At 65.6% G+C, this 18,075-nt stretch carries 17 protein-coding genes and 1 pseudogene; 10 read left to right on the top strand and 8 right to left on the bottom strand.

What is annotated here, in order from left to right; genetic code table 11:
• Positions 1-112: 112 nt before the first annotated feature.
• From ACQ4OD_RS13130 to ACQ4OD_RS13115, 4 genes are all read right to left on the bottom strand, one after another.
• Positions 113-1,444: a deoxyguanosinetriphosphate triphosphohydrolase gene (locus ACQ4OD_RS13130; protein ID WP_102683164.1), complete on the bottom strand. Its 1,332-nt coding sequence runs from the start codon at positions 1,442-1,444 to the stop codon at positions 113-115.
• Between the two features lie 78 nt (positions 1,445-1,522).
• Positions 1,523-1,849: a hypothetical protein gene (locus ACQ4OD_RS13125; RefSeq protein WP_102683127.1), complete on the bottom strand. Its 327-nt coding sequence runs from the start codon at positions 1,847-1,849 to the stop codon at positions 1,523-1,525.
• Entirely contained in the window at positions 1,846-2,220 is a 375-nt protein-coding gene (locus tag ACQ4OD_RS13120) for a phage holin family protein (protein WP_102683128.1), read from the bottom strand. The genes ACQ4OD_RS13125 and ACQ4OD_RS13120 overlap by 4 nt, the downstream gene beginning before the upstream one ends.
• 9 nt (positions 2,221-2,229) lie before the next feature.
• On the bottom strand, positions 2,230-2,541 hold the full coding sequence (locus ACQ4OD_RS13115; protein ID WP_023631678.1) for a DUF883 family protein: 312 nt from the start codon (positions 2,539-2,541) through the stop codon (positions 2,230-2,232).
• 302 nt (positions 2,542-2,843) lie between these two features.
• On the opposite strand from ACQ4OD_RS13115, the gene ACQ4OD_RS13110 reads away from it, so the two are divergent.
• The 4 genes from ACQ4OD_RS13110 to ACQ4OD_RS13095 all read left to right on the top strand — a co-directional run bounded on the left by ACQ4OD_RS13110 (position 2,844) and on the right by ACQ4OD_RS13095 (position 5,673).
• The gene (locus ACQ4OD_RS13110) at positions 2,844-4,052 is read left to right on the top strand and encodes an ammonium transporter (protein ID WP_430944398.1); all 1,209 of its coding nucleotides are present in this window, start codon (positions 2,844-2,846) and stop codon (positions 4,050-4,052) included.
• A gap of 73 nt (positions 4,053-4,125) precedes the next feature.
• Positions 4,126-4,362, top strand: coding sequence for a glutaredoxin family protein (locus ACQ4OD_RS13105; protein WP_277503313.1), 237 nt, complete (start codon positions 4,126-4,128; stop codon positions 4,360-4,362).
• Positions 4,363-4,429: 67 nt separating this feature from the next.
• The gene (locus tag ACQ4OD_RS13100; protein WP_046856421.1) at positions 4,430-4,738 is read left to right on the top strand and encodes a hypothetical protein; all 309 of its coding nucleotides are present in this window, start codon (positions 4,430-4,432) and stop codon (positions 4,736-4,738) included.
• 50 nt (positions 4,739-4,788) lie between these two features.
• Positions 4,789-5,673, top strand: coding sequence for a pseudouridine synthase (locus ACQ4OD_RS13095; RefSeq protein ID WP_139673197.1), 885 nt, complete (start codon positions 4,789-4,791; stop codon positions 5,671-5,673).
• A gap of 113 nt (positions 5,674-5,786) precedes the next feature.
• Here the strand turns inward: ACQ4OD_RS13095 and ACQ4OD_RS13090 are convergent, their stop codons facing one another.
• The 3 genes from ACQ4OD_RS13090 to acnA all read right to left on the bottom strand — a co-directional run bounded on the left by ACQ4OD_RS13090 (position 5,787) and on the right by acnA (position 11,200).
• Complete coding sequence (locus tag ACQ4OD_RS13090; RefSeq protein WP_430944397.1) at positions 5,787-7,352, bottom strand: methyl-accepting chemotaxis protein; 1,566 nt, start codon at positions 7,350-7,352, stop codon at positions 5,787-5,789.
• Between the two features lie 200 nt (positions 7,353-7,552).
• Entirely contained in the window at positions 7,553-8,329 is a 777-nt protein-coding gene (locus ACQ4OD_RS13085) for a CPBP family intramembrane glutamic endopeptidase (RefSeq protein WP_111532751.1), read from the bottom strand.
• A gap of 129 nt (positions 8,330-8,458) precedes the next feature.
• Positions 8,459-11,200: an aconitate hydratase AcnA gene (acnA, locus tag ACQ4OD_RS13080; RefSeq protein WP_110698777.1), complete on the bottom strand. Its 2,742-nt coding sequence runs from the start codon at positions 11,198-11,200 to the stop codon at positions 8,459-8,461.
• A 219-nt stretch (positions 11,201-11,419) separates the two neighbouring features.
• On the opposite strand from acnA, the gene rlmM reads away from it, so the two are divergent.
• From rlmM to pdxB, 3 genes are all read left to right on the top strand, one after another.
• Complete coding sequence (gene rlmM / locus ACQ4OD_RS13075) at positions 11,420-12,484, top strand: 23S rRNA (cytidine(2498)-2'-O)-methyltransferase RlmM (protein WP_139672430.1); 1,065 nt, start codon at positions 11,420-11,422, stop codon at positions 12,482-12,484.
• A gap of 107 nt (positions 12,485-12,591) precedes the next feature.
• Positions 12,592-12,834, top strand: coding sequence for a sulfurtransferase TusA (tusA, locus tag ACQ4OD_RS13070; RefSeq protein ID WP_139672427.1), 243 nt, complete (start codon positions 12,592-12,594; stop codon positions 12,832-12,834).
• Between the two features lie 47 nt (positions 12,835-12,881).
• On the top strand, positions 12,882-14,024 hold the full coding sequence (gene pdxB / locus ACQ4OD_RS13065; protein ID WP_198753853.1) for a 4-phosphoerythronate dehydrogenase PdxB: 1,143 nt from the start codon (positions 12,882-12,884) through the stop codon (positions 14,022-14,024).
• 53 nt (positions 14,025-14,077) lie between these two features.
• Here pdxB and ACQ4OD_RS13060 read toward each other — a convergent pair whose 3' ends face one another.
• Positions 14,078-14,248, bottom strand: a complete 171-nt coding sequence (locus ACQ4OD_RS13060) for a PA1571 family protein (protein ID WP_173862435.1) — start codon at positions 14,246-14,248, stop codon at positions 14,078-14,080.
• 246 nt (positions 14,249-14,494) lie between these two features.
• On the opposite strand from ACQ4OD_RS13060, the gene ACQ4OD_RS13055 reads away from it, so the two are divergent.
• The 3 genes and pseudogenes from ACQ4OD_RS13055 (at position 14,495) to ACQ4OD_RS13045 (ending at position 18,071) form a co-directional block, all read left to right on the top strand.
• Positions 14,495-16,258, top strand: a complete 1,764-nt coding sequence (locus ACQ4OD_RS13055; protein ID WP_139672421.1) for an ABC transporter transmembrane domain-containing protein — start codon at positions 14,495-14,497, stop codon at positions 16,256-16,258.
• 100 nt (positions 16,259-16,358) lie between these two features.
• Positions 16,359-17,138 (top strand): annotated as a pseudogene (locus ACQ4OD_RS13050) (methyl-accepting chemotaxis protein); the annotation flags it as partial.
• Positions 17,139-17,303: 165 nt separating this feature from the next.
• Positions 17,304-18,071, top strand: coding sequence for a methyl-accepting chemotaxis protein (locus ACQ4OD_RS13045; protein ID WP_430944419.1), 768 nt, complete (start codon positions 17,304-17,306; stop codon positions 18,069-18,071).
• Positions 18,072-18,075 lie beyond the last annotated feature (4 nt).

Genomic DNA, 18,075 nt, shown 5'->3' with positions numbered 1-18,075 from the left:
GATAACTTTTGCGGGGATGGGAAGCTGGCAAGTTTATTTGTAAAAAATATCATAGGAAATTTCATACAAATTAAACATGGGTGGCAAACATTCGTCTGCCACCCCGTTTTTTCTATTTCGGGCTGGAGCGCCCGGTCATTTCCAGGGCCATTTCACTGGCGTAGCTGTCGGTCATGCCGGCAATGAAGTCGATCATGCGCAGGAATGCGCCATGCAGCGAACCATGCGGGTCGGGGGCGTTGTTGCCGATCAGGTCCAGCACACGCCGGCTCTTGAACGATGGCGTGCGCCCACCGTGCTGCTCCAGGGCCGCGCCACAGAAGGTGTTGAGCAGGATCTCCAGGGTCGTGTAGGCGCCGATCTCGTGCAGGGTCTTGCGCTTGTCCTGGAAGATCTTCTTGCGCGCCATGTCCTTGGCCTGGAGCACGCAGCGTTGCGCCGGGCCGTGCATGTGCTCCACCAGGTCACCGGCCAGGCGGCCGGCAAGCAGGGCCTGCTGTTGTTCGACGAAAGCCTGGGCGGCGGCATTGGTCAGGTGCTCGATGGCCTTGCCGCGCAGGATCGCCAGCTTGCGCCGACGTGACTCGCCCGCGCCCAGCAGGCGGTAGGTTTCCGGCAGGTCGTCACCCACCAGGTCCAGCAGCAGCGCCTCGACTTCGGCATACTGCAGCAGGTCCATCTCCAGGCCGTCCTCGAGGTCGATCAAGGCATAGCAGATGTCGTCCGCGGCCTCCATCAGGTACACCAGGGGATGGCGCGCCCAGCGCTGGTGTTCGAGCTGGGGCAGGCCGAGCTTGCCGGCGATCTGCTCGAGCAGCCCCAGTTCGCTCTGGTAGCAGCCGAACTTGTGCTTCTTGTAGCCCAGGGCATCGGCGTGGCGCGCGGCCCAGGGGTACTTGAGGTAGGCACCGAGGGTTGCGTAGGTCAGGCGCATGCCACCATCGAACTGGTGGTATTCGAGCTGCGTGAGGACACGAAACCCTTGGGCGTTGCCTTCGAAATTGAGGAAGTCGCCGCGCTGCTCGTCGCTCATGTCGTCCAGCCAGCCACGCCCGGCAGCCTGTTGGAACCAGTGGCGAATGGCGTCCTCGCCCGAGTGGCCGAACGGCGGGTTGCCGATGTCGTGGGCCAGGCAGGCCGACTGCACGATCATTCCCAGGTCGCTGGGTTCGCACCAGTCCGGCAGTTGGCCGCGCAGGGTCTCGCCGACACGCATGCCCAGCGAGCGGCCGACGCAGCTGACTTCCAGGGAGTGGGTGAGGCGGGTGTGGATGTGGTCGTTGCTGGACACCGGATGCACCTGGGTCTTGCGCCCCAGGCGGCGGAAGGCGCCGGAGAAGATGATGCGGTCGTGGTCCTTGTGGAAAGGGCTGCGCCCGAGTTCCTCGGGGCTGTAGAGGGCCTTGCCCAGTCGTTCGCGGGTCAGCAGGGTTTGCCAGTCCAAGGCGTTTTCTCCCATCGTCGAGTCGGGATAGCTTCCTGTGTCCGGCGCGCCCGCGCAAGGGCCGGGCGCGCTCGGGCTTCAGCGGCGGCGGCTGCCGAGGAACAGGCGGATCAAGGGGGCCAGGCTGGCGCCCAGGCGCACCAGGCGCGTCAGGTTGCCGCTGCGCACGCCCTTGCCGGTGAGAAAGCCCAGGGCGACCACGGCGCCAATGCCCCACAGCGAGCCGTGCTTGACCCCCAGGCCTTCACCGAACGAGCCGCCCATGCCGCGCAGGCGGCGGACCGGTTCGAGCAACTGCCCGGATTCGTGGCGGATTTCCTGGCGGTGCATTTCCATGCGCAGGCGCAGCAGCGCCTTGCGCAGCTCCCGTGGGTTACGGGTGTTGGGTAGTTCTGGCAGGCTCATGGCAGCAGGCGCTCCCGATCTTTGGCCAACTCCTCGAGGGTGGCATTGAACGGCGAGGATTCGTCGAACACCGCGGCCTTCAGGCGCAGGCCGCAGTACAGCGCGGCGACCCCGTAGAACACGCACAGGCCGATAATCCCGGCCAGGCGGTAGCTGTCCCACAGCAGCACCAGCACCAGCCCCGACAGGGCGGTCAGCAGCAGCAGGGCGAACACCAGCGCCAGGCCGGCGAACAGCAGCAGGCTCAAGGTGCGGGCCTTCTGCTCCTGCAACTCGATACCGAACAGCTCGATATGGCTGTGCAGCAAGCCCAGCACGGCCGCGCCCAGGCGCCTGCCGGAGGCGCCCGTGCCGATGGCTTCGTTGTCCATGAAGGTTCCTCAGCGCTTGGCCAGCAGGCCGATCAGCAGGCCGACGCCGGCGGCGATGCCGATAGCCTGCCACGGGTTCTCCTGCACGTACTGCTCGGCGCTGCCCAGGGCCGCCTGGCCACGGGCGCGCACCGAGTCCTGGGTCAGTTGCAGGGTTTCACGAGCCTGGACCAGGCGATCGTGGATCTGCTCGCGCAGTTCATCGGCCTGGTCGCCGGCCAGGTTGGCCGTGTCGGCCAGCAGTTTTTCGGTGTCGCGGACCAGGGCCTGGAAGTCAGCCATCAGTATGTCTTGTGCAGTCTTTGCCGATTTGCTGGCCATAGGTGGGCCTCTCCCTGTGGATGTGTGTGGTATTTCGAGTAAGCGGTGGCGTGGAAGGTTCAGCGGGATGTGTTGGTACAGCGCTTGCTAAAAAACGGTGCGTGTCCGCCGAGGCGTGCGCCGACATCAGGCGCCCTTGCTGCAGATACCGCTAAACCTTAACCCAATCCACGACAAACCCAAGAAAAAACCACGCAGGCCCCGCCCGGCTCACCGAAATTGGGCAGCGGCCTGGCACCGATGCGGTGCATGGATGCCGGTTCTTGAACTGTCCTGGTGCCTTTTTGCAGGTCTGCCATTACATGGAAAACACGCACAGCGCGATGGACTCCCTGGTCCACGGCTCCAACACTTTGTTCATCCTCATGGGCGCGATACTGGTCCTGGCCATGCATGCGGGGTTCGCCTTTCTCGAAGTCGGCACAGTGCGGTACAAGAATCAGGTCAACGCCCTGTCGAAGATCCTCAGCGACTTCGCCATCTCGGCGCTGGTGTACTTCTTCGTCGGTTACTGGATCGCCTATGGCGTGAGCTTCTTGCAGCCGGCGGCGGCGCTGGCCAGCGACCATGGCTACGCGCTGGTCAAATGCTTCTTCCTGCTGACCTTCGCCGCGGCGATTCCGGCAATCATTTCCGGCGGTATTGCCGAACGCGCGCGCTTTGCGCCGCAACTGTGCGCGACGGCGTTGATCGTGGCGTTCATCTATCCGTTTTTCGAAGGCATCGTGTGGAACGGCAACTTCGGCTTGCAGGCTTGGTTGCAAACGCGCTTCGGTGCGCCGTTCCACGACTTTGCCGGCTCCGTGGTGGTGCACGCCATGGGGGGCTGGCTGGCGCTGGCGGCGGTGTTGCTGCTGGGGGCGCGCCGCGGCCGTTATCGCGATGGCCGGCTGGTGGCGTTCGCCCCCTCGAGCATTCCGTTCCTGGCGCTGGGGTCGTGGATCCTGATCATCGGCTGGTTCGGCTTCAATGTCATGAGCGCGCAGACCCTGCAAGGGGTGAGCGGGCTGGTGGCGATCAATTCGCTGATGGCCATGGTCGGGGGCACCCTGGCGGCATTGCTGGCCGGGCGCAACGACCCCGGTTTCCTGCACAACGGCCCGCTGGCCGGCCTGGTGGCGGTGTGCGCAGGTTCCGACCTGATGCACCCTGTGGGGGCGCTGGCCACCGGCCTGGTGGCAGGCGGGCTGTTCGTCTGGTGCTTCACTGCCGCGCAGAACCGCTGGAAGATCGACGACGTGCTGGGGGTATGGCCGCTGCACGGCCTGTGCGGCGTTTGGGGCGGCATCGCCTGCGGCGTGTTCGGGCAGGTGGCCCTGGGAGGGCTGGGCGGTGTCAGCCTGGTCAGCCAACTGCTGGGCAGCCTTGCGGGTGTGCTGGTGGCACTGATCGGCGGCTTTGCTGTGTATGGTCTGCTCAAGGTGCTGCATGGTTTGCGCTTGAACCATGAACAGGAGTTCCAGGGCGCGGACCTGGCGGTGCATCGCATCGGCGCCACCAGCCAGGATTGAGGCAGGTCAGGTGCACGCAGGCGCAGGCGGACCTAGAATGAGCATCCCTTCCTGCGATTTTGCGGATAGACGCATGCTGCCTGAAACCCAATTGTTCGGCACCCTCGGGTGCCATCTGTGCGAAGTGGCCGAAGCGTTGCTGATGCCATTCGTCGAGCACGGCTTGCTGGTCGAACTGGTCGATATCGCCGACAGTGAGGTGCTGTTCGAACGTTACGGGCTGATCATTCCGGTATTGCGCCGTTGCGATACCGGTGCCGAGCTGGGTTGGCCGTTCGATGCCGAGCAGATAGTGGCCTTCCTCGGCTGAGTCGCGCATTGACGGCACCCGCTTCGCTTCGTATGCTGTATATAAATACAGTATCCCGAGGTAAGTCATGCTCAATGTCGAGCAACTCAAGTACAGCATCAATCACATGGCGCCCGAGCGTGTGTGCGAGGCGGTGCTGGAACTGCGCCTCGATGGCATCGTCACCGACGAGCGCACTCCGTTCGGCAAGGTCCATTTCAACACCTGCTTTGCCGAGATCGAGGCGCTGTTCCAGCGTGCCGGCTTCCACCGCCCGCTGGATGTCGTGGGCTACCAGGGGCTGAGCTACGCCCTCTACGATCCGGGTCGCTGGGACGCGGTGCAGGTACTGCGTTGGCTGAAGGCGCGCTGCGAGCCGGCCTGCGAGGCTGGTTGAGGGGCGGGGGGTAGGAGATAATGTCCGCCCACGCAGAACCGAGCCCGATGATGACCACGCCTTTCGACCCCGCCCAACAGCAAGCCAGCACTGTATGCCTGCCGCCTGGGCCCTGGGCAAACGTGCTCGACTGCCTGTGCGAGCATTTCAAGGGCATCAGCCGCGAACAATGGCTCGACCGCTTCGCCCGAGGGCGGGTATTGAATGCCGAGGGCCAGCCGATTGCAGCGGACACTCGCTATCGTCGGGGCATGCGCCTGCACTATTTCCGTGAAGTACCCAATGAAAGGGTGATCCCGGTGCAGGAAGAAATCCTGCATGTGGATGAGCACCTGGTGGTAGCGGACAAGCCGCATTTCCTGCCTGTGACGCCCACCGGCGAGTACGTCGAGCAGACGCTGCTGCGCCGGCTGATCCGGCGCCTGGACAACCCGCATCTGGTGCCGCTGCATCGCATTGACCGACACACGGCTGGGCTGGTGCTGTTCTCTGCCAACCCTCAGAGCCGTGGCGCCTATCAGCGCCTTTTTCCCGAGCGGCGTATCGACAAGCACTACCAGGCCATTGCCGCGGCGATGCCGCAGCATGACTACCCGCTGGTGCATCGCAGCCGCCTGGTGCATGGCGAACCGTTCTTCCGCATGCATGAGGTCGAAGGGGTCGACAACAGTGAAACCCATGCCTGCGTACTGGAAAAGCAGGGCGAACTGTGGCGCTACGGCCTTTCACCGGTCACCGGCAAGACTCACCAGTTGCGCGTGCACATGGCGGCGCTCGGGGCGGGGATCTGCAACGATCCGTTCTATCCGCAGCTGGTCAACGAGCAGGATGATTACGCACGGCCACTCAAGCTGCTGGCCCATAGCCTGCGTTTCGAGGATCCGTTGACGGGTGAGGTACGTTACTTCGAGAGCCGGCTGGCGCTCGACTGGTAAAAGCATCGCCGGCAAGTCGGCTACCACAGAAATGGCGCTTGGCCTGAGGGCGGCGCGGTCAGTGTGGGAGCCGGCTTGCCGGCGATGCGCCGCTTAAGCGGCGCCTTTTGTCATCAGCGGTTGAAACGCTCCACCAGCGAGTACTGGGTCCCCGCAGTGCTGGTCAGCTCTTCGCTGAGCAGCGCCGAGCGCTGGGCCTGGCCGGCGGTCTGGTCGGCGAGGTCGGCGATGGTGCTGATGTTGCGGCTGATCTCCTCGGCCACCGCGCTCTGCTCTTCGGTGGCCGCGGCGATCTGGGTCGCCATGTCGGTGATGTTGGCCACGGCCTCGCTGATACCCACCAATGCCTGGTCGGCCTGCATGACCCGCTCGACGCCTTCCTGGGCCTGGCGATGGCCGGATTCCATGGTCTGCACCGCGTTGTTGGCGGTCTGTTGCAGCTTGGCGATCAGGGTGTGGATCTGCCCGGTGGACTCGGCGGTTCGCTGGGCCAGTTGGCGGACCTCATCGGCCACCACGGCGAAGCCGCGCCCCATCTCCCCGGCGCGGGCCGCTTCAATGGCAGCGTTGAGCGCCAGCAGGTTGGTCTGGTCGGCGATACCCTTGATCACATCTACCACGCCGCCAATCTCGTCGCTGTCCTTGGCCAGCTGGGTGACGGTCAGCCCGGTTTCGCCCACGGCAGCCGACAGACGTTCGATGGCGTCACGGGTTTCGCCGGCAATATTGCGGCCCTGGCTGGTCAGGCGATTGGCCTCCTGCGTCGCGTCTGCGGTGCGCTGGACATGGTTGGCCACTTCCTGGGTAGTGGCGGCCATCTGGTTGACGGCGGCGGCCACCTGCTCGGTCTCCACGCGCTGGCGCTCCAGGCCCGAGGAACTCTGGTGGGCGAGGGTGTCGGACTGGCGGGCCTGGTCGCTGAGCTGCTCGGCGCTGTCCTGCAGGCGGGTCAGGCAGGTCTTCATCCGTGCGTCCTGGCTGAGCATGGCCATTTCCAGGCGTGCCTGAACGCCGCGGCTGTCGGTGTACATCTGCGCGATCAGCGGGTCGGAGGTGGTCTGTTCTGCCAGGCGCAGCAGGCGCTTGAGGCCGCGTTGCTGCCAGCTCAGGCCGAGCAGGCCCAGCGGCACCGACAGGCCGGCGGCCAAGGCGAAGCCCCAGGAGTGGCCCAGCCAGTTGCCGATCAGGAAACCGACCTGGCTGATCAGGATGAACGGCAACCAGTCCTGCAGCACCGGCAGCCACTTGTCACGTTTCGGGATGGCCGACTTGCCCTGGTTGATGCGATGGTACAGCGCCTCGGCGCGGCGGATCTGCTCAGCGGTGGGCTTGACCCGCACCGACTCGTAGCCGACCACCTGGTTGTTGTCGAAGATCGGTGTGACGTAGGCATTGACCCAGTAGTGGTCGCCCGACTTGCAGCGGTTCTTGACGATACCCATCCACGGCAGGCCCTGTTTGAGGGTTTGCCACATATGGGCGAATACGGCTGACGGGACGTCGGGGTGACGCACCAGGTTGTGCGGTGCGCCCATCAGGTCCTCGCGGGAGAATCCGCTGATCTCGATGAAGGCATCGTTGCAGTAAGTGATCACGCCTTTGGCGTTGGTGGTGGAGATCAACCGCTGCTGGGCAGGGAAAGTCCGTTCTCTCTGGGTAATCGGCTGGTTGTTACGCATTGGCTGTTCAATCCGCAAGGCTTTCGACGGGTATCGGCAAGCCTCTGGTTTTATTGAATGAATATTTGACTGCCTTGATCTGGGGCAAGGTGCCATCAGTGTGGTTGAGCTATCGCAGCCGACCTGATCGCAGCCATTGCCTTCAATATTGCAGTTTTCTTTATAAAAGATGACGTTTAGGTCTGATCATGACCGATTGTTCAGCTCGGGGCCAGCATCGGGTAGCTGAACAGGGTGAAGTGCGCCAGGTTGACGCAGGTGTGGCACAGCACCGCCGCTGCCAGCCCGCCATGGCGATAGGCCAGACCATACCCCACCCCGGCCAGGGTGGCCAGGTAGAACCACTGCCAGCCGCCGGCCAGGTGCGCGAGGCCGAACAACAGCGCGGCCACCAGCAGCGCCAGCCCCTCATGTTTGAACAGACGTTGCAGGCCGCCCTGGATGTAGCCACGGAACAGCAGTTCCTCGGTCAGGCTCACCAGCAGCAGGTTGTTGGCCAGCCACAGCCAGGCCTGGTCCGGCCATTTCGGTGCCCAGGCAACCAGGCCCAGGGCCGAGGCACCACCCAGGCAGGCGAGCAGGGTAAGGGGAAGGATCAGCGCCAGGCTCATGGCCAGGCCGCGACCGCGCAGCATTACCAGCCAAGGGCAGGCCAGCAGCAGCCACAGGCCGATCAGCGGCTTGTCCAGGTTCAGGTACATGGAGAAGGGCACCGCGCCTTCGCTGAGGACGGCCTTGTCGATGACGCGAGCGCCATGGAAACCGGGCAGCCAGTGCAGCGCGAGGGCGATGCCCAGGAGGATGAACAGCAGATGGCCGAGGCTTTGTTGCCAGCGCACCGGACGGCGGGCGAGCAGGGCACTGCACAGCAGCGCGAGCAAGGCGGGCAGGGCGGCGAGGCCGAGGCTGCCGTAGGTCAGGGCGATCGCATAGCCGAGGGCAAGCAGGAGCAGGGCGATCCAGTGGAGAAGAGGCATGGTGTTTCCTTAGTGCCGGTGAATCAGAGGAGGGTAGGACTCCTCGTCTGGCCTTCAGGACACCTGAAACCACCCGCGCGGGGCAAGCCCCCACATTGCGTGGGAGCGGGCTTGCCCCGCGAAGGGGCCTTACCCTGCGATCAATTGCCGCAGCACATAATGCAGGATCCCTCCCGACTTGAAGTACTCCACCTCATTGAGGGTGTCGATCCGACACAGGACCTCGATCTGCTCCTGGCGCCCGTCTTCGCGAGTGATGCGCAGCGGCAGGCTCATGCCCGGGCGGATCTGCGCATCAGTCAGCCCCAGCACATCGATGCGCTCGCTGCCGGTCAGCCCCAGGCGCTTGCGGTCGTCCCCTGCCTTGAACTGCAGTGGCAGCACGCCCATACCCACCAGGTTGGAGCGGTGGATGCGTTCGAAACTCTCCGCCAGCACCGCCTTGACCCCCAGCAGGTTGGTGCCCTTGGCCGCCCAGTCGCGGCTGGAGCCGGTGCCGTATTCCTGCCCGGCGATCACCACCAGCGGCGTGCCATCCTGCTGGTAACGCATGGCGGCATCGTAGATCGACAGCTTTTCACCGCTGGGCACGTACAGGGTGTTGCCGCCTTCCTCGCCGCCAAGCATCTCGTTGCGGATGCGGATGTTGGCGAAGGTGCCGCGCATCATCACTTCATGGTTGCCGCGACGCGAACCGTAGGAGTTGAAGTCGCGCGGTTCCACGCCCTTGCCGCGCAGGTAGCGGCCGGCCGGGCTGTCGGCCTTGATGTTGCCGGCCGGGGAAATGTGGTCAGTGGTCACCGAGTCGCCGAGCAGGGCGAGGATGCGTGCGTTGCGCACATCACCGATCTCCGGCAATGGGCCGCCGATGTCATCGAAGAAGGGCGGGTGCTGGATATAGGTGGAATCGGCCTGCCAGACATAGGTCGCGGCCTGTGGCACTTCGATCGCCTGCCACTGGGCATCGCCGGCGAACACCTCGGCGTATTCCTTGTGGAACATGCGGGTGTCGACATTGCTGACCGCCTCGGCGATCTCCTGCTGGCTTGGCCAGATGTCGCGCAGGTAGACAGGCTTGCCGTCCTTGCCGGTGCCGAGCGGCTCCTGGCTGAGGTCGATGCGCACGCTTCCGGCCAGAGCATAGGCCACCACGAGCGGCGGCGAAGCCAGCCAGTTGGTCTTGACCAGCGGGTGTACCCGGCCTTCGAAGTTGCGGTTGCCCGATAGCACCGAGGCGACGGTGAGGTCGGCGCTGCCGATGGCCTGCTCGATGGCCTCGTCCAGGGGGCCCGAGTTGCCGATGCAGGTGGTGCAGCCATAACCGACCAGGTCGAAACCGAGCTGGTCGAGGTATTGTGTCAGGCCCGCGGCCTTGTAGTAGTCGGTGACCACCTTGGAGCCGGGGGCGAGCGAACTCTTCACCCAGGGCTTGCGCTGCAGGCCTTTCTCCACGGCTTTCTTCGCCACCAGCCCGGCGGCCATCATCACGCTGGGGTTGGAGGTGTTGGTGCAGGAGGTGATGGCGGCGATCACCACCGCGCCGTCGCGCAGGGTGTGGGTCTGGTTTTCGTGGGTGTAGTCGATCTCGCCAGCCTGGTCGGCATTGCCCACCGCCACGCCACCGCCGCCTTCGCTTTCCAGGCGGCCGACTTCCTTGGCCAGTGGTTTGGGCTGCAACTCGATGAAGTGGTCGAAGGCCTGGCGCACCTGGCCCAGGGCGACGCGGTCCTGCGGGCGCTTGGGCCCGGCCAGGCTGGCTTCCACATCGTTCATGTCCAACGCCAGGGTGTCGCTGAACAACGGCTCCTGGCCGGGCAGGCGCCATAGGCCCTGGGCCTTGCAGTAGGCCTCGACCAGTTGCACGGTCTCCTCGGGGCGGCCGGACAGGCGTAGGTAGTCGAGGGTCACCTGGTCGACCGGGAAGAAGCCACAGGTGGCGCCATACTCGGGGGCCATGTTGGCGATGGTGGCGCGATCGGCCAGCGGCAGGTCGGCCAGGCCGTCGCCATAGAACTCGACGAACTTGCCCACCACGCCCTTCTTGCGCAGCATCTGCGTGACTGTCAGGACCAGGTCGGTGGCGGTGATGCCCTCGCGCAGCTTGCCGGTGAGCTTGAAACCGATCACCTCGGGGATCAGCATCGATACCGGCTGGCCGAGCATGGCTGCCTCGGCCTCGATGCCGCCCACGCCCCAGCCGAGCACGCCCAGGCCGTTGATCATGGTGGTGTGCGAGTCGGTGCCGACCAGGGTGTCGGGGAAGGCATAGGTACGGCCGTCCTCTTCGCGGGTCCATACCGTGCGGCCCAGGTACTCGAGGTTGACCTGGTGGCAGATGCCGGTGCCCGGCGGCACCACGCGGAAGTTGTCGAAGGCGCTCTGGCCCCAGCGCAGGAAGGCGTAGCGTTCGCCGTTGCGCTGCATCTCGATGTCGACGTTCTGGGCGAATGCGGCCGGGGTGGCATAACGGTCGACCATCACCGAGTGGTCGATCACCAGGTCCACCGGCGACAACGGGTTGATCCGCTGCGGGTCGCCGCCGGCCTTGGCCATGGCCGCGCGCATGGCGGCCAGGTCGACCACCGCCGGCACGCCGGTGAAGTCCTGCATCAGCACCCGCGCGGGGCGGTACTGGATCTCGCGGTCGGAGCGACGCTCCTGCAGCCAGGCGGCGAGGGCGCGCAGGTCGTCACCGGTAACGGTCTTGCCGTCTTCCCAGCGCAGCAGGTTCTCCAGCAGCACCTTGAGCGACATGGGCAGGCGCTGCAGGTCGCCGAGCTGGTGGGCGGCGTCGGGCAGGCTGAAATAGTGGTAGGCGCGGTTGGCCACCTGGAGGGTCTTGAGGGTTTTCAGGCTATCGAGCGAGGGCATTTACAACTCCTTGTGCTCCGGTGCCCGGCGACTGCGGGTCGCTCGCCGGTATCACCGCTCTGGACCGGTCCGCACGGCACGGACCTGGCTGAACAGTCAGGTTAGACCGGTTTGCCGGCCCCGACCCTTTTCTGGACCGATGGGGCGTGTCGCTGGTTCCCGACTTCCTTTATCATTCGCCGCCCTGGCGCCGTCTGCGCCAGTGATGTGGAGTGAGAAATGAATACCCTGTTCATGCATTGCCGGCCCGGCTTCGAGGGCGAGGTCTGCGCCGAAATCAGCGAACACGCCGCCCATTTGGGCGTGCCCGGCTATGCCAAGGGCAAGCCGCAGAGTGCCTGCGCCGAGTTCGTCTGCACCGAGCCCGGTGGCGCCGAACGCATGATGCAGGCGCTGCGCTTCTCGCAGCTGATCTTCCCGCGCCAGTGGGCCCGCGGTATGTACGTCGAGTTGCCAGAGACCGACCGTATCAGCGTGCTGCTCGAGCACCTGGCCGGACTGCCGGTGTGCGGCAGCCTGTGGCTGGAGGTGCTCGACAGCAACGAGGGCAAGGAGCTGTCGACCTTCTGCCGCAAGTTCGAAGTGCCGCTGCGCAAGGCCCTGGAGAAGGCCGGCCGCCTGGTCGATGACGCCCGCCGTCCGCGCCTGCTGCTGACCTTCATCAGCGGCCGCCGGGTGTTCCTCGGCCTGGCCGAGGCCGACAACTCGGCGCTGTGGCCGATGGGCATCCCACGGCTGAAGTTCCCCCGCGAGGCCCCGAGCCGATCGACCCTCAAGCTCGAGGAAGCCTGGCACCAGTTCATCCCGCGCGAGCAATGGGACGCGCGCCTGAACGACGACATGACGGGTGTCGACCTGGGCGCCTCGCCCGGTGGCTGGACCTACCAGCTGGTCAAGCGTGGCATGCTGGTCACCGCCATCGACAACGGCCCGATGGCCGAGAGCCTTATGGATACCGGCCTGGTCACCCATCTGATGGCCGACGGTTTCACCTGGCAGCCGAAGCTGACGGTGGACTGGATGGTCTGCGACATCGTCGAGAAGCCGGCGCGCACCGCTTCGCTGATCGAGACCTGGCTGGGCGAAGGGCTGTGCCGCGAGGCGGTGGTCAACCTGAAGCTGCCGATGAAACAGCGCCATGCCGAGGTTCGCAAGCTGCTGGACCGTATCGAGGCTGGGTTCAAGGCGCGCAAGGTGAAGGTCTCGATCGCCTGCAAGCAGCTGTATCACGACCGTGAGGAAGTCACCTGCCACCTGCGCCGGCTGGACCTGAAGCCGCGCTGAGCCCATCGCGGGGCAAGCCCGCTCCCACGGTACCCGGCCCTTGTGGGAGTGGGCTTGGCGCCCCTCGGCCGATACGCCACAATGACGAGCATTTTGCGGAGCCTTTCATGACCGATTTCACCCACGACGCGATCCTCGACGCTACCGGCCTGAACTGCCCGGAGCCGGTGATGATGCTGCACAAGCATGTGCGCGAGCTGGTATCCGGCGGCGTGCTCAAGGTCATCGCCACCGACCCGTCGACCCGCCGCGACATCCCCAAGTTCTGCATCTTCCTCGGCCACGAGCTGCTCGGCCAGCAAGAAGACGCCGGAACCTACCTGTACTGGATCCGCAAGAAGGCCGACTGAGCCTGCCGCGATCGCGCTACACTGCGCTCCCCTGACAGGAGAGCGCCATGCTGATAGTTGCCGACGAGAATATCCCGCTGCTCGATGCCTTCTTTGCCGGTTTCGGTGAAATTCGCCGTTATCCCGGCCGGGCCATCGACGCCGACTGCGTCAAGGACGCCGACGTGCTGCTGGTACGCTCGGTGACTCGCGTCGATCGGCAACTGCTTGAGGGCAGTCGGGTGGGCTTCGTCGGCACCTGCACCATCGGCACCGATCATCTCGACCTCGAGCATTTCGCCGAAGCCGGTATCCACTGGAGCAGCGCGCCGGGCTGCAACGCCCGTGGCGTGGTGGATTACGTGCTGGGCAGCCTGCTGACCCTGGCCGAGCTCGAGGGGGCCGACCTGGGCAAGCGCGTCTATGGCGTGGTCGGCGCGGGTGAGGTCGGCGGGCGGCTGGTGCGGGTGCTGCGCGGCCTCGGTTGGAAGGTGCTGGTGTGCGACCCGGTGCGCCAGGCCAGCGAGACCGGCGATTTTGTCGATCTCGATAGTGTCCTCGCGCAGTGTGATGTGATCAGCCTGCACACGCCGCTGCAGCGTGGCGGCGAGCACCCGACCTGGCACCTGCTCGACAAGTCGCGCCTGGCCCGCTTGCGCGCAGGTGCCTGGCTGATCAACGCCAGCCGTGGGCCTGTGGTGGACAACGCGGCCCTGCGCGAACTGCTGCTGGATCGCGAGGATCTGCACGCGGTGCTTGATGTGTGGGAGGGAGAGCCGCAGGTGGACCTGCAACTGGCTGACCTGTGCACCCTGGCCACGCCGCACATCGCCGGCTACAGCCTGGACGGCAAGCAGCGGGGCACGGCGCAGATTTACCAGGCCTTCTGCCGCTGGCGCGGGGAGCCCGAGCAGGTGCGCCTCGCCGACCTGCTGCCGGCGCCGAGCCTTGCGCGGATCGAGTTTGACGCGAGCGCGGATTCGGCTTGGGCATTGGCCACCCTGTGCCGGGCGGTCTACGACCCACGTCGTGACGATGCCGATTTCCGTCGCAGCCTGAGCGAAGATCCGCTCGAACAGCGTGCGGCGTTCGACCTGCTGCGCAAACACTACCCGGTAAGGCGTGAGATCGAGGGGCTGGCGGTGGGTGTACGTGGGGAGGCGCCGCAGCTGGCGCAACTGGTCAGTGCGCTGGGGGCGGTGCTGGCCTGAGGCTCGGCCACTAAAAACCCGGCGCAAGCGCCGGGTTGCACGCAATTCAGGGGTCAGGTCTTGCGGGTTTTCTCGGCCCGGCTGGCTTCCAGGTCCTTGCAGGCCTTCTGGATCATCTGCTCGGTGATGGGTACCTCGCGGCCCTGGGCATCGATGATCGAGCCGCAGACCTGATGTTGCGCAGGGGGCTGGGTCTTGGGCGTATCGGTGTGCTGCAAGCTCATGTCCTGTCTCCTCTTTCAGGTTCAAGCTCAAGGTATCGCTTCGCCGTGACTGGTCTGTGACAGCTTTTCGGCTTCATGCTGGATCAGTCCACCAGAAAGCGCGGCAAAGCTCCAGTCACACTTTAGAACGAATGGGCATAGCCACTGCCGTTCCGTCCGGGCATGGGACGACCTCGCATTCCCAGGCGTTGCATAGCACCGACGAGTGGTAGTCTGCTACCAATCCCCTGTGGAACGACCTTTGCCATGTCCGATCCGATCTCTCCCCGCCAACGCCGCGCCCTGCACCTGGGCTGGCAGTTCGTGCGACCCTATCGCCGCCAGGCGCTGCTGGCCTTGCTGGCGCTGGTGGTCACTGCCGCCATCACCCTGTCCATGGGGCAGGGGATCCGCCTGCTGGTCGATCAGGGCTTCATGACCGGCTCGGCGCACCAGCTCAACCAGACCATTGGCCTGTTCCTGCTGCTGGTGCTGGCCCTGGCGGTGGGGACGTTCGCCCGCTTCTACCTGGTGTCGTGGATCGGCGAGCGCTGCGTGGCCGATATCCGCCGGGCGGTGTTCGACCACCTGGTCGGCCTGCACCCGGGTTTTTTCGAGGACAACCGCAGTTCGGAGATCCAGTCGCGGCTGACCGCCGACACCACCTTGCTGCAGTCGGTGATCGGCTCGTCGCTGTCGATGTTCCTGCGCAATGCGCTGATGGTGGTCGGCGGGGTGATCCTGCTGTTCGTCACCAACCCCAAGCTGACCAGCATCGTGGTGCTGGCCCTGCCCCTGGTGCTGGCGCCGATCCTGCTGTTTGGCCGGCGCGTGCGCAGCCTGTCGCGGCAGAGCCAGGACCGGGTGGCCGATGTCGGCAGCTATGTCGCCGAGACCCTTGGCCAGATCAAGACGGTGCAGGCCTACAACCACCAGGCGCGTGACCAGGCACTGTTCGGCGACACCGTGGAGGCGGCGTTCGATGTGGCGCGCCGTCGCATCGCCCAGCGCGCCTGGCTGATCACCCTGGTGATCGTGCTGGTGCTTGGCGCAGTGGGGGTGATGCTCTGGGTCGGCGGCATGGATGTGATCGCCGGACGTATCTCCGGCGGCGAGCTCGCCGCGTTCGTGTTCTACAGCCTGATCGTCGGCAGCGCCTTTGGCACCCTGAGCGAGGTGATTGGCGAATTGCAACGGGCCGCCGGTGCCGCCGAGCGTATCGCCGAGCTGCTGGCGGCGCAGACGGCGATCCTGGCGCCGTCACAGCCGGCGGGATTGGCGCACGGGCGCGCCAGTGGCGACATCGAACTGCGCGAGGTGCGCTTCGCCTACCCGTCACGGCCCGCGGTGGCGGCCGTCGACGGCCTGAGCCTGCACATCCGTCCCGGCGAGACCGTGGCGCTGGTTGGGCCGTCGGGGGCCGGCAAATCGACCTTGTTCGACCTGCTGCTGCGGTTCTACGATCCGCAAGGTGGCGCGATTCTGCTCGATGGCCAGCCGATAACCGGTCTGGCGCCTGCCGACCTGCGCCGCCAGTTTGCCCTGGTGGCCCAGCAACCGGCGTTGTTTCGCGGCACGGTCGAGGCCAACATCCGCTATGGTCGGCCCGAGGCCAGCCTGGCCGAGGTCGAGGCGGCGGCGCGCGGTGCCCATGCCCATGAGTTCGTCATCCAGCTGCCCCAGGGCTATCAGACACTCTTGGGTGAAGGGGGCGTGGGCTTGTCCGGTGGCCAGCGTCAGCGCCTGGCGATTGCCCGGGCGCTGCTGGTGGATGCGCCGATCCTGCTGCTGGACGAAGCCACCAGCGCGCTGGACGCGCAAAGCGAGTATCTGATCCAGCAGGCGTTGCCACAACTGATGGCCGGGCGCACCACGCTGGTCATCGCCCACCGCCTGGCGACGGTGCAGCATGCCGACCGCATCGCGGTGATCGACAAAGGCCGACTGGCGGCAGTCGGGACCCATCGACAATTGATCGAGCAAAGCCCACTCTACGCCCGCCTGGCAGCACTGCAATTCAACTCGGGCTGACCGTCTTTGCTGTCGCTGTTTTGTAACAATTCTGTAGCAATTGCCTGAGACTATCTGCCTCGGCTGTTGCGCAGGTGCTTGCCCTAGTTGCCATCGCCCGATGGCGGCGTTGATGGGGCAGCGAACGAGGACAAGGACGCCTCTGTCGGCGGTGCCGGCGTGCGCCGTTTCCCTCTTCCTTGTTCCGAGATCCGCAATCTTGCGTAAATCCCTCAGAGTGCAAATTCTCTCCCTGCTCGGTGGCAGCCTGTTGGCGATCCTGTTGATCGCCCTGGTGTGCTTCCAGTTCCTGTCGTCCAGTGTGCGCGGCTACGCCGAGTTGGTGGACGGACCCTTGCGTGCCTCGCAGCTGATCGACGAAGCCAACCTGCAGTTCAAGATCCAGGTGCAGGAGTGGAAGAACGTGCTGCTGCGTGGTCGCCAACCCGCGGAGCTGGACAAGTACTGGCAGCAGTTCCAGGCCCGCGAGCAGCAGGTGCAGCAATTGCTGGGGCAATTGATCGACAGCAGCGATCCGGCTCTCAAATCGCGTCTGGAGCAGCTCAAGGCCAGCCACCGCCAGCTGGGTTCGGCCTACGAGCAAGGGCGCCAGGCATTCCTGGCCGCCGGTGGCGACCCGGTGGCCGGCGACCTGGCGGTCAAGGGGGTGGACCGCGCCACCAGCGACCAGATGAGTGCACTGGTGGAGCAACTGCGCGCCGATGCCCACGGGCGTGCCGACGCCATCAGCGCCAGCGCCGAGCGCACGGTGTGGTTGGGCGTGCTGGTGATGCTGGCCTCGGCCGTACTGGTCGGGCTGTTCAGCCTATGGCTGGTCAACCGCAGCCTGGTCGAGCCGATTCGCCAGTTGATCGACTACGTCGCCCAGCTCAGCCAGGGGCGTTTCGCCGCCCGGGTCGACAGCCGCCGCGAGGATGAACTCGGACGCCTGGCGCTGGCCGCCAACACCCTGCGCGATTTTCTTGCCGACACCGTTGGCCGGCTCAAGGACAACGCCGAGGAACTGGAGAACGCCAGCGGTCAGCTCAGCCGTATCGCCGGCGACATGGCCCACGGCACCCATGATCAGTTCCAGCGTACCGACCAGGTCGCCACGGCCATGCACGAGATGTCCGCCACCGCCCAGGAGGTGGCCCGCCATGCCGCCGATGCCGCCCGCGCGGCGGACGAGGCCGACCACAGCGCCCAGGCGGGCGAGCAGGTCATGCAGCGCACCATCGACACCATTGCCGCGGTCAACCGCGAGATTGCCGGCACCGCCGCGGTGATTCGCCACCTGGAAAACGACAGCACGCGCATCGGCAAGGTACTTGAAGTGATTCGCGGCATCGCCGAACAGACCAACCTGCTGGCGCTCAACGCCGCCATCGAAGCCGCCCGTGCCGGCGAGGCCGGGCGTGGCTTCGCGGTGGTGGCTGATGAGGTGCGCAGCCTGGCCCAGCGCACCGCGGCCTCGATCGCCGAGATCCACCAGATCATCGAGGCGGTGCAGTCGGGCGCGGTGGAGGCGGTCAAGGCCATCGAGAGTGGCCAGCAGCGCAGCGAGGAGGGCGCCGAGCAGGTGCAGCAGGCCGGGCAGATGCTGCAGCGCATCACCACGGCGGTGGAGGCGATCCGCGACATGAACCGCCAGATCGCCACTGCTGCCGAGGAGCAGACCAGTGTCGCCGAGGACATCTCGCGCAACCTGGTCGAGATCACCCGCATCGCCACCGCCAACCAGCAGGCGGTGCAGCACACCGAGCAGGCCGGAAAGCGCCTGCACGGACTGTCGGGTCAGTTGGGCGAAGTGACTTCCCGCCTGACCGCCTGACGGT

This window comes from Pseudomonas sp. WC1 (assembly GCF_050586565.1).
In the GTDB taxonomy this organism is placed as follows: Bacteria; Pseudomonadota; Gammaproteobacteria; order Pseudomonadales; family Pseudomonadaceae; genus Aquipseudomonas.
The sequence above is the reverse complement of the archived record's forward strand: the minus strand, read 5'-3'. Positions and strand labels throughout refer to the sequence as shown.

Excerpts from the sequence above, each read along its gene's own strand:
- ACQ4OD_RS13125 (WP_102683127.1), bottom strand. The coding sequence starts at position 1,849 with ATGAGCCTGCCAGAACTACCCAACACCCGTAACCCACGGGAGCTGCGC.
- ACQ4OD_RS13120 (WP_102683128.1), bottom strand. The coding sequence starts at position 2,220 with ATGGACAACGAAGCCATCGGCACGGGCGCCTCCGGCAGGCGCCTGGGC.
- ACQ4OD_RS13115 (WP_023631678.1), bottom strand. The coding sequence starts at position 2,541 with ATGGCCAGCAAATCGGCAAAGACTGCACAAGACATACTGATGGCTGAC.
- ACQ4OD_RS13110 (WP_430944398.1), top strand. The coding sequence starts at position 2,844 with ATGGAAAACACGCACAGCGCGATGGACTCCCTGGTCCACGGCTCCAAC.
- ACQ4OD_RS13105 (WP_277503313.1), top strand. The coding sequence starts at position 4,126 with ATGCTGCCTGAAACCCAATTGTTCGGCACCCTCGGGTGCCATCTGTGC.
- ACQ4OD_RS13100 (WP_046856421.1), top strand. The coding sequence starts at position 4,430 with ATGCTCAATGTCGAGCAACTCAAGTACAGCATCAATCACATGGCGCCC.
- ACQ4OD_RS13095 (WP_139673197.1), top strand. The coding sequence starts at position 4,789 with ATGACCACGCCTTTCGACCCCGCCCAACAGCAAGCCAGCACTGTATGC.
- ACQ4OD_RS13090 (WP_430944397.1), bottom strand. The coding sequence starts at position 7,352 with ATGCGTAACAACCAGCCGATTACCCAGAGAGAACGGACTTTCCCTGCC.
- ACQ4OD_RS13085 (WP_111532751.1), bottom strand. The coding sequence starts at position 8,329 with ATGCCTCTTCTCCACTGGATCGCCCTGCTCCTGCTTGCCCTCGGCTAT.
- acnA (WP_110698777.1), bottom strand. The coding sequence starts at position 11,200 with ATGCCCTCGCTCGATAGCCTGAAAACCCTCAAGACCCTCCAGGTGGCC.
- rlmM (WP_139672430.1), top strand. The coding sequence starts at position 11,420 with ATGAATACCCTGTTCATGCATTGCCGGCCCGGCTTCGAGGGCGAGGTC.
- tusA (WP_139672427.1), top strand. The coding sequence starts at position 12,592 with ATGACCGATTTCACCCACGACGCGATCCTCGACGCTACCGGCCTGAAC.
- pdxB (WP_198753853.1), top strand. The coding sequence starts at position 12,882 with ATGCTGATAGTTGCCGACGAGAATATCCCGCTGCTCGATGCCTTCTTT.
- ACQ4OD_RS13060 (WP_173862435.1), bottom strand. The coding sequence starts at position 14,248 with ATGAGCTTGCAGCACACCGATACGCCCAAGACCCAGCCCCCTGCGCAA.
- ACQ4OD_RS13055 (WP_139672421.1), top strand. The coding sequence starts at position 14,495 with ATGTCCGATCCGATCTCTCCCCGCCAACGCCGCGCCCTGCACCTGGGC.
- ACQ4OD_RS13045 (WP_430944419.1), top strand. The coding sequence starts at position 17,304 with ATGGCCCACGGCACCCATGATCAGTTCCAGCGTACCGACCAGGTCGCC.